The organism is Pseudacidovorax sp. NFM-22 (assembly GCF_021401245.1).
GTDB lineage: Bacteria > Pseudomonadota > Gammaproteobacteria > Burkholderiales > Burkholderiaceae_C > Xenophilus.
Window position 1 is genome coordinate 180,549 of sequence record NZ_JACBFY010000001.1, and the last position, 13,379, is coordinate 193,927.

The window sequence follows — 13,379 nt, forward strand, 5'->3', positions numbered from 1 at the left end:
TCGGCCGGACTGAGCCTGTTTACCGTTCGGGCTGAGCCTGTCGAAGCCCTGCACTGCGCTTCGACAGGCTCAGCGTGAACGGTTGTGGGCGTCCCGCCAGGCAGCCCTTCCGAGCGACGTAAGCAGGTCACGCCATCACCGCCAGCGGGAAGCAGTCCCCCCAACACGAAGGGCCGCGGAGCAGGCCACGCCAGCAACACGCGCGGAACCGGCTTTGCCGGGCCGCTGCGTGTGCCCCCGGAGGGGGGTGGGCGGAGCGGGCCCCAGCCCGCGCAGCCTGGGGGGGATTTCTATTTCGTACCGAAGATCCGGTCGCCCGCGTCGCCCAGGCCCGGCAGGATGTAGCCGTGCTCATTGAGCTGCCGGTCGATGGCCGCCGTGTACACCGGCACGTCCGGATGCGCCTCGTACATGGTCTTCAGGCCCTCGGGGCAGGTCAGCAGGCAGACGAACTTGATGGACTTGGGCGACAGCTCCTTGAGGCGCTCCACCGCCGCCACGGCCGAGTTGCCGGTGGCCAGCATCGGGTCGACCACGACGATGTCGCGCTCCTGCATGTCGCTGGGCATCTTGAAGTAGTACTCGACGGCGGTGAGCGTCTTGGGGTCGCGGTACAGGCCAATGTGGCCCACGCGGGCCCCCGGCACCACGCTGAGCATGCCGTCCAGGATGCCCGTGCCGGCCCGCAGGATGGACACGAACACCAGCTTCTTGCCGTCGATCACCCGGCCGCGCGTGACTTCCAGCGGCGTCTCGATCTCGATCTCCGACGTCGGAATGTCCCGCGTCACCTCATAGGCCATCAGCGAGGCCAGTTCGTTGAGCAGACGGCGGAAGCTGTTGGTCGAGGCGTCCTTGCGGCGCATGAGCGTGAGCTTGTGCTGGACGAGCGGATGGGTGATCAGGTGAGCGTTGGGCGTCGTCATGAATCGTTCTTGTCAAAAACAGAAGGCGTGCGATGGTAGAGGAGGCGGGCTCAGAACACCGTGCCGTCGCTCTCGATGCGCAGCGGGGGCAGGCCGTTGCGCAGGCGCTGGGCCACGGCCCGGCCTGCCGCCCAGGTGCCACCTTCGAGGATGCAGGCCAGTGGCATCTCCTCGGCGCTGCGGCCGACGTGGCGACGCACGATGGGCGCCAGCTCGTCCAGCAGCGCCACCGTCAGGGCCCGCCATTCGACGATGAACTCGTCGCCGACCTGCCAGCTGCGTTCGAGCAGGGCCGCATCGCGCGGGACGATGACGGCGGTGTCCAGCAGCAGGCCGCCATTGCGGTACTCGGGCAGGGCGGTGAGGGCATCGAGCCCCTCGACCTTCACGCCCGCCCACTCGAAGGGCTCGATCAGCGAGTAGGTGAGCCACTGCGACAGCTTGTGGAAGGGCACCCAGCCGTGGGTGCGGCCCTCGCCGCCGACCCCGCTGTGGGCCCAGCAGTCGCCCAGGGCCAGCGCCGGCTCGCCCGGGCCGGGCAGGGCGGTGGGGTGGCGATGCAGGTAGTTGGCCGAGGGCCAGATGGCCGAAAGCGAATCCAGCAGCAGCGTGAGGATGTCGTGCACCTGCACCGTCGCGGTGGGCGGCACGGCCACGCCTTCGGGCGCGATGAGCATGTCGAACAGGCCGCCCGGCCGCTGCACCTCGGTGCCGAAGACGGCCGGCTGCTCGGCCAGCACCTCGCCGAGCCGTCGCAGCAGCGTGACCCGGCCGTCCAGGCCGACGAGCGGGTTGTCGCTGCGCACCTGGAAGGCCTGCGCCAGGCGGTCGGCCACCAGGGCACGCAGGCCGGCCGCATCGGCCTGCAGAGGGCGATCCGGGTCGGAAGAAAACAGTCCCGCCTTGAAGGCATGGAAGCTGGCCACGCCCAGGCCTTCGGAGCGGGTGAAGCGCTGGTCGGACGCCGACTCGTGGTAGGCCCAGTCGGCCCCGGCGCCCGCATCGAGCAGCACGCTCACCACGGCGAGGTCGATGCGGGCCTTGGCCTGCTCGCGGGGTGTCGCATGCTCGCCCAGGAGGTGATCGAGTTCGGCCGCCCGGTCGACGCCGCCCGCCTCGAAATGCCGCCAGCGGCTGTGGTACGGGATCGGCCGCCACGCGTAGCGCGCCTGGGTGACCTGGGCCACTTCACGCGCCGCATCGTCCAGGCGCGTCTCGTCGCCGATGGTGAAGAAGGCCGATTCGCCGCGGCGCGCGCGGGCCAGCAGTTCGGCCGCGCGCTCGTGCACGGCGACCGTGGTGCGCAGCCAGCCGACGGCGGCCTCGGGGTGGTTGAGGTCAGTGGTGGGAAGCAAGGGTTGGCTGTCCGTCATTCGCCCAGCCCCCGTCCGCGGGTGGCCTTGAGTTCATCGGCACCGGGCACCTTGCCCGGTGTGAAATAGCCGGCCGCCATCTTGGCGTCGATCTCGACGCGCGCGTCCGCCGGGATCAGGTCGTCGGGGATGTTGACGCGCTCGCCGACCTCGATGCCCGAGCCGGTGATGGCGTCGTATTTCATGTTGCTCATGGAGACGAGGCGGTGGATCTTGCGGATGCCCAACCAGTGCAGCACGTCGGGCATCAGCTCCTGAAAGCGCATGTCCTGCACGCCGGCCACGCATTCGGTGCGGGCGAAGTACTGGTCTGCGGTGTCGCCGCCCAGTTGCCGCTTGCGGGCGTTGTAGACCAGGAACTTGGTCACCTCGCCCAGCGCGCGGCCTTCCTTGCGCGCATAGGAAATGAGGCCCACGCCGCCACGCTGGGCGCCCTGGATGCACTCTTCGATAGCGTGCGTGAGGTAGGGGCGGCAGGTGCAGATGTCGGAGCCGAACACGTCCGAGCCATTGCATTCGTCGTGCACGCGGGCGGTGAGCTCGACCTCGGGGTTGGCCAGGTCGCGCGGGTTGCCGAAGATGTAGATCGTCTGCCCGCCGATGGGGGGCAGGAAGACCTCGAGGTCGGAGCGCGTGACCAGCTCGGGATACATGCCGCCCGTCTCCTCGAAGAGCACGCGCCGCAGGTCGGTCTCGGAACAGCCGAAGCGCTGGGCCACGCCAGGCAGCCACCAGACCGGCTCGATGGCCGCCTTGGTGACGAGGGCCGCGCCGCCTGCGGTGAGGAATTTGCCGTCGGCCTTCAGCCGGCCCTTCTGCAGCGCATCGATCACCTCGGGCAGGATCACGTGCGCCTTGGTCACGGCGATGGTCGGGCGGATGTCGTAGCCCGCCGCCAGCTCCTGCGCGAACACGTCTGAGACGACGGCGCCCCAGGGGTCCATCGACACGATCTTGCCCGGCTCGCTCCATTGCGGATAGGGCCCGATCGCGTCGGTCGGCGAGGTGTTGGTGAGGTCGGCGCGGTGCTCGCGCTTGAGCGCCCCCGCGGCCACGGCCAGCGCGCGGTAGACGCTGTAGCTGCCGCTGTGGGTGCCGATCACGTTGCGGTGGGCGCGCTTGGTCGTGGTGCCCACGACCGGTCCGCGTTCGGCCGGGGTGGCCGCATCCCAGTGGATGGGCAGCGAGCCCAGGCCGCCGGCATGCGAGGTCAGGCGGATGTGCTGGCGGGGGGAGGGTGAGGTGGCAGGGGGAGACGTGGTGCTGTCTACAGACATTGCAGGCCCTCAAAAATGTCAATGTAGCGAGGGGTAGGACCGCTGGCAAGAAAAGAGGGCATGCACCGCGTCCTCCCCCAAACAGCCGAGACGCAGGAGGGCGGACAGGCTCGGGTTACTTTCTGCAATATAGTGAAAAAGCCATGTCGTGGTTCTCCTCTGCCGGCTTCGCTGCCGAGCCTCTGCTCTGGCGCCTTCACGATGCGCGGCTGGTCGGCCTGTCGGTGGTCCTGGCCATCCTGTCTTCCATCCTGGCGGTGCACATGGCCTCGCTGGGCTGGCGCGCGCGGCATGCCGGCATCCGTCATCTGAGCGCGGCCGGTGGCGCGCTGGCCATGGCCTGCGGCATCTGGGCGATGCATTTCATCGGCATGCTGGCCTTTGCGCTGTGCGCTGCGGCCCCGATCGGGCTGGGCATGACGGCGCTGTCGCTGCTGCCGGCGCTGGGCGCCTGCTGGGTGGCCATGCTGCTGCTCACCCGCGCGCATCTCGGCCGGGCGGCCATTGCCTGGGGCGGGGTGGCGGTGGGCGCGGGCATCGGCGCCATGCACCATGCCGGCATGGCCGCCTCGGCGGCCATGGTGGGCATGCGTCAGGATCCCGGGTTGACCGCCTTCTCCCTGGTGCTGGCCGTCGTGCTGGCCACGCTGGCGCTGTGGGTCTATGCCCGCCTGCGCGTGCAGGCGCAGAACCGGCCCTGGCGGGTGGCGGCCGTGGCGGGGTCGGTGCTCGGCCTGGCCATCCTCGCCATGCATTACACGGCGATGGCGGCGCTGCGCTTCGACGGCGTCGCCATCGACGGTGTGCCTGAGGGGCGGCACACGCTGCTGGTGGTGGCCATCGCCGCGTTCGTGGCCCTGATCGGCCTGCTGGCGGTGGCGCTGCACGTGGGGTTGCGCCAGCGTCATCTGCTGGAGCAGGTGCGCCGCAGCGAGTCGCGCCTGCGCGCCCTGGTGGACACGGCGGTGGACGGCATCGTGATGATCGACGCGCACGGCACCGTCCAGTCGTTCAATGGCGCCGCCGAGCGCCTGCTGGGTTGGCGGGCCGACGAGGTGGTGGGCCGCAACATCGCGATGCTGATGCCCGAGCCCCATCGCAGTGGCCATGACGGCTACCTGGAGCGCTACATGGCGACGGGCCTGGCCCGCATCATCGGCGTGGGCCGCGAGGTGGAGGCGCGCGACAAGGAAGGGCGGCTGGTGCCGGTCCGCCTGGCGGTGGGTCGGGCAGAACTGCCGGACGAGGCGCTGTTCGTCGGCTTTCTCACCGACATCCGCGAGCGGCGGGACATGGAGCTGTCGCTTCGGCGCAGCGAAGAGCAGTTCCGCTCGCTCATCGCCAACATTCCCGGCGTGACCTTCCGCTGCCGCTTTGCCCGCGACTGGCGCATGCTGTTCATCAGCGATGCCGTGGAGGGCCTGTGTGGCTTCCCGCCCGAGGACTTCCTGGCGGCGCGCATCAGCTATGCGGACCTGATGCACCCGGACGATGTGGAGCGCATCTGGCGGCAGGTGGGCCAGGCGCTCGACCAGAACCGCTCCTACCACGTCGAATATCGCCTGCGGCACCGCAGCGGCCGGTTGCGCTGGGTGTCGGAAACCGGCCGGGGCGTGCGCGGCAATGATGGTGAGATCCAGTGGATCGACGGGGTGATGGTCGACAACACGGCGCTGCGCGCGCGCAACGCCGAGTACGAGGGCATCGTCAACGCCATCGGCCGCGCCCAGGGCATGGTCGAGCTGGACCTGGAAGGGCGCATCCTGCGAGCCAACGACCTGTTCCTGCGCCTGGTCGGCTACACCATGGAAGAGCTGCGCGGCCAGCCCCATGCGGTGCTGTGCCGGCCCGAAGAGGTCCAGAGCGCCGACTATGCCGAGCGCTGGCGGCGGCTGCGCGCCGGCGAGCAGCAAAGCGGCGAATATGCCCGCATCACCCGGGACGGACGGGAGGTGTGGCTGCACAGCTTCTACAACCCGATCCTCGATGCCGAGGGGCGGCCCTTCAAGATCCTCAAGCTGGCGGCGGACCTGAGCGAACGGCGCCTGATGGAGCAGGCCCTGCGCGACGCCAAGGAGCGCGCCGAATCCGCCGCCGCAGCGCGCAGCAGCTTCCTGGCCAACATGAGCCACGAGATCCGTACGCCGATGAACGCCATCATCGGCTTCTCGGAGGTGCTGCTCGATTCGCCGCTCGACGCCAGCCAGCGCCGCCACCTGAGCACCATCCACCAGGCCTGGCATTCGATGCTGCGGCTGCTCAACGAGGTGCTCGACACGGCCAAGCTGGAGAAGGGCGCGATGACGCTGATGGAGGAGGACTTCTCCCTGCGCGCGCTGTGCGACCAGGTGGTCGCCTCGATGCGCATCAGCGCGATCCGCAAGGGCCTGGACCTGGTCCTCGACTACCACCCGAGCGTGCCGCTGCACTTCCGCGGCGATGCGCTGCGGGTGCAGCAGGTGCTGCTCAACCTGCTGGGCAATGCCGTGAAGTTCACCGAACAGGGCAGGGTGGTGCTGCGCGTGCGCCATCACGGTGGCCAGCTCAGCCTCGAGGTGGAGGACACCGGCATCGGCATCGAGCAGGACATGCAGGAGCGCATCTTCGAACCCTTTGCCCAGGCCGACGCCTCGACGTCGCGGCGCTTCGGGGGCACGGGATTGGGCACCACCATCTCGCGACAGCTGGCGCACCTGATGGGCGGCACCATCAGGGTGGCCAGCACGCCGGGGCGCGGCAGTGTGTTCACCGTGCGGCTGCCCTTGCCGCTGGGCAGTCCCACGGGATTGCCGGATGCGGTGGGGGGCGCAGACACGCCGCTGCAACTGCCCGCGCTGCGCGTGCTGGCCGTGGACGACGCGCCGAGCAACCTGGAGCTGCTGGAGATCCTGCTGGGCCGCGAGGGCCACCAGGTGGCACTGGCCGGCGGCGGCGAACAGGCGGTGCAGATCGCCGCGCGCGAGCGTTTCGACCTCATCCTCATGGACCTGCAGATGCCCGGCATGGACGGCCTGGAGGCGGCACGTGCCATCCGCCGGGCCGAGCAGGCGGCGGCCGACCGGCACACGCCGATCATCGCCATGTCGGCCAGCGTGCTCGAAGCCGACCGCCTCGCGGCCGAGTCTGCCGGCATGGAGGGCTTTGCAGGCAAGCCCCTGGCGCCGGCGCAGCTCATGCGCGAGATGGCCCGCGTGCTGGGACTCGTCCTGGCTCCGGATCTGCCCGAGGCCGGCCATCCCGAGTCGCTGGCCATCGACTGGCATCGCGCGCTCTCGCTGTGGCACCGGCCGGGACTGCTGCACGACGCGCTCGAGCGCTTCCTGGCCGAGCAGCGCGCGACGCCGGGCAGGCTGATGCAGCTCGCGGACGACCAGGACTGGAAGGGCCTGGCCGCGCTGGCGCACCGGCTGGTCGGGGCTGCGGGGCACTTCGGGCTCAACACCCTGCAAGGATTGGCGGGTCGACTGGAGACTGCAGCCCTGGCCCAGGATCCCACGGGGTGCAGCCAGTGCATCGTGGCGCTGCCGGGCGAACTGCTGCACGCGGAACAGGCGCTGCGCGCCCAGCGCCTGCAATCGCCGGACGCGGTGTGGCTGAACGCTGCCAACGGTGCCGAGGTGCAGCTGAACCTGTCGTGCGTGCTGGATCTGATCGCGCGGACCATCACGCTGCTGCGTGCGGGGGAATGGCCGGAGGTGCCTTTCGCGGCGCTGTCGGCCTTGCTGCCCGCCGAAATGCTCGAGGACGCCAACGGCGCCATCGCCAACTTCGACTTCGAGCGCGGTCGGCGGGCCCTGGAGGTGCTGGCGGATCGGCTTCAGCGGGCAGCGCCGGTCGAAGGATGAGGCGCGCGGCCCGGCATCTGTGTACGAAAGCCGGCCGTCGCCGGGCGGTTGCAGTGGCGGCTTGGGCCAAGGCGAGCGCTTGGGACTCGGAGGTCCATCCGTCCAATAGATATGCAATGTGCGTTATGTCAAATAGTAAGGATGCGCGGGCAAGCAGTGAATGCGGCGACGCTGCTCGGCGTGCCTCCCGCTCTCCCCACCCCGCCCGAATCGCGGTCCGCCGCTGCTGGCATCGATGGCCGGACAGGCACAAAAAAAGCGCCCCTGAGGGCGCTGTGGGCTCGAAGAACCAGGCGCCGAGGCGCCTGGCCCGCAGGTCCTTCACTCGCGTGACGATTCCAGCGTCTTGTTGATATAGAGCGCGACCAGCGTGCAGATCGCACCGGAGGCCAGGTAGACGCCAAGGAAGGCCAGCCCGAAATGGGCCGACAGCCCGAGCGCGACCAGCGGCGCAAATGCGGCCCCCACCAGCCAGGCGAAATCGGAGGTCAACGCGGCGCCGGTGTAGCGGTAGCGTGCACTGAAGTTCGACGTCACCGTCCCGGAGGCCTGGCCATACGACAGGCCCAGCAGCACGAAGCCGATCAGGATGAAGACGTTCTGTCCTTCGCTCGACTTGAGCAGCACCGGTGCCACGAGGCTGAACAAGCCGATCAAGGCAGCCAGGGTGCCCAGGGTGTTGCGACGACCAAAGCGGTCGGCAATCCAGCCAGAAGCCAGCACGGCCGCGGCACACAGCAGGCCGCCGATCACCTGCACGCCCAGGAAGTCGGCAATGGACTGGTCCGAATAGAGCTGGATCCACGACAGCGGGAACACCGTCACCAGGTGGAACAGCGCATAGCTGGCCAGCGCGGCGAAGGCGCCGATGAAGATGTTGTAGCCCTGGGTGCGAAGCAGTTCGCCGGCGGGCGTGGGCTCGAGTTCCCGCTGTTCGAGCGCCCTCTCGTACTCATGGGTGACCACCAGGCGCAGACGGGCGAACAGCGCCACCACGTTGATGGCAAAGGCCACATAGAAGGGATAGCGCCAGCCCCAGTTCATGAAATCTTCCTGCGACAGGCTGCCGTACAGGTACATGAACAGCGCGCTGGCAACCACGAAGCCGAGCGGCGCGCCCAACTGTCCGAGCATGGCGTACCAGCCGCGGCGGTGCGGCGGCGCGTTCATCGACAGCAGCGACGGCAGGCCGTCCCAGGAGCCGCCGGTGCCCAGCCCCTGCCCGATCCGGAACAAGGCCAGCAGCAGGATCGCCCAGCCGCCGACAATGTCGTAGCCCGGCAGGAAGGCAATGCCCGCCGTGGACGTACCGAGCAGGAAGAGCGCGATGGTCAGCTTGGTGGCGCGGCCGTAGCGCTTCTGGATGCCCATCGAGACGACGGTGCCAATGGGCCGGGCGATGAAGGCCAGCGAGAAAATGGCGAACGCGTAGAGCGTGCCTTCGAGACGCTCGACGAAGGGAAAGAACAGCTGGGGGAACACCAGCGCGCAGGCGATGCCGAAGACGAAGAAGTCGAAGTACTCGGAGGATCGCCCGATCACCACGCCGACGGCGATGTCGCCCGGGGCCACATCGTGATTGTCCGCATTGACCTGGCGAGCGTCTCGCTCGAGATCTCCAGAGTGGATTCCGGGGTGTGCCGGGCTCAGGCTGCTCATCGAAGTCTCCCTTGTATTCGAGGAGCGCCCAGATTACCACGCGAGATTCGCAGAGCCGTCGGACAGTGTCGATAGGACAAATTGTCCAATCGCCTACGCAGGCGCGCACCTCTAAAGTGCGGACTCCTGCCGCCGGTGCGCGAGGTGCCGGCCTGCTCGTTCCTTTCAGATTCCAGCGTATGCCTTCACTCAAGACCTTCCGCGCGCCAGCCCTCCTGGCCGCCACGGCGCTCCTGGCCGGTTGCAACACGGTGGTGCTCACTCCCTCGGGGGACATCGCCTCGCAGCAGGGCCGCCTCGTGATGATCGCGACCGGGCTGATGCTGCTGATCATCATCCCGGTGATCGTGCTCACCCTGCTGTTCGCCTGGCGCTACCGTGCCGCGAACAAGGAGGCCGACTACCAGCCCGACTGGCACCACTCCACCCGCCTGGAGCTGGTCATCTGGTCGGCTCCACTGTTGATCATCATCGCCCTGGGCGCGTTGACGTGGATCAGCACCCATACGCTGGATCCGTACCGCCCGCTCGACCGCATCGCGGCGGGCAGGCCGATGCCGGCGGACGTCAAGCCGCTGGAGATCCAGGTCGTTTCGCTGGACTGGAAATGGCTCTTCATCTATCCCGAGCAAGGCATCGCCACGGTCAACGAGGTGGCGGCGCCGGTGGACCGGCCCATCCTCTTCAAGCTGACCTCCAGCACGACGATGAACGCCTTCTATGTGCCCGACCTGGCCGGCATGATCTACACCATGCCCGGCATGCAGACCGAGCTGAATGCCGTCATCAACAAGCCCGGCGTCTACCACGGCCTGTCCTCGCACTACAGCGGCGCGGGCTTCTCGGGCATGACCTTCAAGTTCCACGGCGTCTCCAACGAGGACTTCGCCAAGTGGGTGGCCGATGCCAAGTCCGGCAGTCAGAGCCTGACGCGCGCCGTCTACAACGACCTGGCCAAGCCCAGCGAGCGCAACCCCGTGCAGCGCTTCGCTTCCGTCGACCCCGACCTGTACTCGCGCGTGCTCAACCTGTGCACCGTGGATGGCCAGCGCTGCATGCACCAGGTGATGGCCCAGGACGCGCTGCGTGGCCGCACCAAGGCTGGCGAGGCTGCGGTCGCTGCGCTCATGCCGCAGCAGATCTGCACGCCCAACCAACCGGTCGACCTGCTCAACTGAGGACGCCGCCCTCCCCGGCCCGCATCCTGGCACCCATTCGAAGAAACGAAGCCCTATGACTGAACCTTCTACCGCCGCGCCCCACTGGCTGCTGGGGCGGCTGACCTGGGAATCCGTTCCCATGGCGCACGAGCCGATCGTGCTGTGGACCTTCATCGCCGTCGCGCTCGGCGGCCTCGGCGTGCTCGCGCTGCTCACCAAGTTCCGGCTGTGGGGTCCGCTGTGGCGCGACTGGTTCTGCAGCATCGACCACAAGAAGATCGGGATCATGTACATGATCCTGGGCATCGTGATGCTGCTGCGCGGCTTTGCCGACGCGCTGATGATGCGCCTGCAGCAGGCCGTGGCCTTCGGCGACAACATGGGCTACCTGCCGCCGCACCACTACGACCAGATCTTCACGGCGCACGGCGTCATCATGATCTTCTTCGTGGCGATGCCGCTGGTCACGGGCCTGATGAACTACCTCGTGCCGCTGCAGATCGGCGCGCGCGACGTGGCCTTCCCCTTCCTGAACAACTTCAGCTTCTGGATGACCACCGGCGGCGCCGTGCTGGTGATGCTGTCGCTGTTCCTGGGCGAGTTCTCCACCGCCGGCTGGCTGGCCCTGTCGACGCTGGGCAACCAGAACCCGGGGGTGGGCCTCGACTACTACATCTGGGCGCTGCAGATCGCGGGGGTGGGCACCACGCTCTCGGGCATCAACCTGCTGGTGACCATCGTCAAGATGCGCGCCCCCGGCATGGGCCTGATGAAGATGCCCGTCTTCACCTGGACCTCGCTGTGCACCAACGCGCTGATCGTGGCCTCCTTCCCGGTGCTGACGGCCGCCCTGGTGCTGATGTCGCTCGACCGTTATGTCGGCACGAACTTCTTCACCAACGTGTCGGGCGGCAACCCGATGCTGTACGTCAACCTGATCTGGATCTGGGGCCACCCCGAGGTCTACATCCTGGTGCTGCCGGCCTTCGGCGTGTTCTCCGAGGTGGTGGCCACCTTCTCGGGCAAGCGGCTGTTCGGCTACACGTCCATGGTCTACGCCACGGTCTGTATCACCATCCTGTCGTACATCGTGTGGCTGCACCACTTCTTCACGATGGGCTCGGGCGCGAGCGTGAATGCCTTCTTCGGCATCACGACGATGATCATCTCGATCCCCACGGGCGCGAAGATCTTCAACTGGCTCTTCACCATGTACCGTGGCCGCATCCGCTTCGAGCCGCCCATGCTGTGGACCGTCGGCTTCATGTGCACCTTCGCCATCGGCGGCATGACCGGCGTGCTGCTGGCCGTGCCCCCGGCCGACTTCGTGCTGCACAACAGCCTGTTCCTGATCGCCCACTTCCACAACGTGATCATCGGTGGCGTGGTGTTCGCCATGTTCGCCGGCATCAACTACTGGTTCCCCAAGGCCTTCGGCTACAAGCTCGACGCGTTCTGGGGCAAGTGCTCGTTCTGGTTCTGGCTGGTGGGCTTCTACGTGGCCTTCATGCCGCTGTACGTGCTCGGCCTGATGGGCGTGACGCGTCGCGTCAACCACTTCGAGGACCCGTCGCTGCAGATCTGGTTCCAGGTCGCGGCCCTGGGCGCCGTGCTGATCGCCTGCGGGATCGCCTGCTTCCTGATCCAGCTGGGCGTGAGCTACCTGCGCCGCGAGCAGCTGCGTGACCACACGGGCGACCCGTGGAACGGCCGCACGCTGGAGTGGGCGACCTCCTCGCCCCCGCCCCAGTACAACTTCGCCTTCACGCCGGTGGTGCATGAGGTCGACGCCTGGTGGGACATGAAGCAGCATGGCTACAAGCGCCCGCTGGGTGGCTTCAAGCCGATCCACATGCCCGCCAACACCGGCGCCGGCGTGGTGATCTCGGTGTTCTCGGTGATCTGCGGCTTCGCACTCATCTGGCACATGTGGCCGCTGGCCGCCGCCTCGTTCGCGGCGACGATCCTGGCGTCGATCATCCACACCTTCAACTACAAGCGCGACTACCACATCCCGGCCGAGGAAGTCTCGGCCGCCGAGAACGCGCGCACCCAACTGCTGGCCCGTCATGTCTGATCTCGCCTACGCCACCGGCACCGCCGGCGACACCACCGACCGCGCCTACCACCTGGCGGACGAGCCGCATCCGGAGAACGGCACCTCGCTGGGCTTCTGGCTCTACCTGATGAGCGACTGCCTGATCTTCGCGGCGCTCTTCGCGACCTATGGCGTGCTCGGCCGCAGCTATGCGGGCGGCCCCAGCGGCGCCGAACTGTTCGACCTGAAGCTGGTGGCCATCAACACGGCCTTCCTGCTGCTGTCGTCGATCACCTTCGGCTTTGCCATGCTGCAGAAGCAGCAGAACAAGGTGGGCGGCACGCTGGGCTGGCTGGCCATCACCGGCATCTTCGGCCTGTGCTTCCTGGGCGTGGAGCTCTATGAGTTCCACCACCTGATCCACGAAGGCGCCACGCCGCAGAGCAGCGCCTTCCTGTCGGCCTTCTTCGCGCTGGTCGGCACCCACGGCCTGCACGTGACCTTCGGCTCGATCTGGATGGTGGTGCTGATGATCCAGATCTCCAAGCACGGCCTGATCCACGAGAACAAGCGCCGCCTGATGTGCCTGTCGATGTTCTGGCACTTTCTGGACGTCGTGTGGATCGGCGTCTTCACCTTCGTCTACCTGATGGGAGTGCTGTGATGAGTACCCATGCCACCCACGCCGCGCACGCCGGCCACGCCCACGACGACCACCATCATGACGACCACCACGGCGACGTGGGACCGCACAGCACCTTCTCGGGCTACATGATCGGTTTCGTGCTGTCCATCGTGCTCACCGCCATCCCCTTCTGGCTGGTGATGAACGACGTGATCAGCAGCCGCAACACGGCCGTCATCGTGCTGGGCGCCTTCGCGGTCGTCCAGATCCTCGTGCACATGGTCTTCTTCCTGCACATGAACGGCAAGGTCGAAGGCGGCTGGACCCTGCTGTCCACGATCTTCACCGTCGTCTTCGTGGCCATTGCCATCGCGGGCACGCTGTGGGTCATGTTCCACATGAACACGAACATGATGCCGGCGCACGAGATGCAGCAGCACATCCAGCGCGCGCAATGACGCAGCGGCGCCGCGGTC

The 13,379-nt window shown here is 67.8% G+C and carries 9 protein-coding genes; 5 read left to right on the forward strand and 4 right to left on the reverse strand.

All coding sequences use genetic code 11. The annotated features are described in order from the left end of the window. Positions 1-290: 290 nt before the first annotated feature. From upp to L0984_RS00875, 3 genes are read right to left on the reverse strand one after another with little or no spacing between them, the layout of a single operon-like run. Entirely contained in the window at positions 291-926 is a 636-nt protein-coding gene (gene upp, locus L0984_RS00865; protein ID WP_114804977.1) for a uracil phosphoribosyltransferase, read from the reverse strand. Positions 927-976: 50 nt separating this feature from the next. Further along, a complete protein-coding gene (locus L0984_RS00870) occupies positions 977-2,281 on the reverse strand; it encodes a URC4/urg3 family protein (RefSeq protein WP_234191902.1) in 1,305 nt (434 codons plus the stop codon). Positions 2,282-2,295: 14 nt separating this feature from the next. Continuing rightward, complete coding sequence (locus L0984_RS00875; protein ID WP_234191903.1) at positions 2,296-3,576, reverse strand: GTP cyclohydrolase II; 1,281 nt, start codon at positions 3,574-3,576, stop codon at positions 2,296-2,298. Positions 3,577-3,719: 143 nt separating this feature from the next. Here L0984_RS00875 and L0984_RS00880 point away from each other — a divergent pair, with 143 nt between their 5' ends. Beyond that, complete coding sequence (locus L0984_RS00880; protein ID WP_234191904.1) at positions 3,720-7,421, forward strand: PAS domain S-box protein; 3,702 nt, start codon at positions 3,720-3,722, stop codon at positions 7,419-7,421. A gap of 321 nt (positions 7,422-7,742) precedes the next feature. Here L0984_RS00880 and L0984_RS00885 read toward each other — a convergent pair whose 3' ends face one another. Next, on the reverse strand, positions 7,743-9,080 hold the full coding sequence (locus L0984_RS00885; RefSeq protein ID WP_234191905.1) for an MFS transporter: 1,338 nt from the start codon (positions 9,078-9,080) through the stop codon (positions 7,743-7,745). Between the two features lie 179 nt (positions 9,081-9,259). Here L0984_RS00885 and cyoA point away from each other — a divergent pair, with 179 nt between their 5' ends. From cyoA to cyoD, 4 genes are read left to right on the forward strand one after another with little or no spacing between them, the layout of a single operon-like run. Continuing rightward, positions 9,260-10,258, forward strand: coding sequence for a ubiquinol oxidase subunit II (gene cyoA, locus L0984_RS00890; protein WP_234191906.1), 999 nt, complete (start codon positions 9,260-9,262; stop codon positions 10,256-10,258). Between the two features lie 55 nt (positions 10,259-10,313). After that, positions 10,314-12,317, forward strand: a complete 2,004-nt coding sequence (gene cyoB, locus L0984_RS00895) for a cytochrome o ubiquinol oxidase subunit I (RefSeq protein WP_234191907.1) — start codon at positions 10,314-10,316, stop codon at positions 12,315-12,317. After that, positions 12,310-12,942, forward strand: a complete 633-nt coding sequence (gene cyoC, locus L0984_RS00900) for a cytochrome o ubiquinol oxidase subunit III (RefSeq protein ID WP_017757637.1) — start codon at positions 12,310-12,312, stop codon at positions 12,940-12,942. Before cyoB ends, cyoC begins: the two co-directional genes overlap by 8 nt. Further along, positions 12,942-13,361, forward strand: coding sequence for a cytochrome o ubiquinol oxidase subunit IV (gene cyoD / locus L0984_RS00905; RefSeq protein WP_017757638.1), 420 nt, complete (start codon positions 12,942-12,944; stop codon positions 13,359-13,361). Before cyoC ends, cyoD begins: the two co-directional genes overlap by 1 nt. The last annotated feature ends 18 nt before the right edge of the window (positions 13,362-13,379 follow it).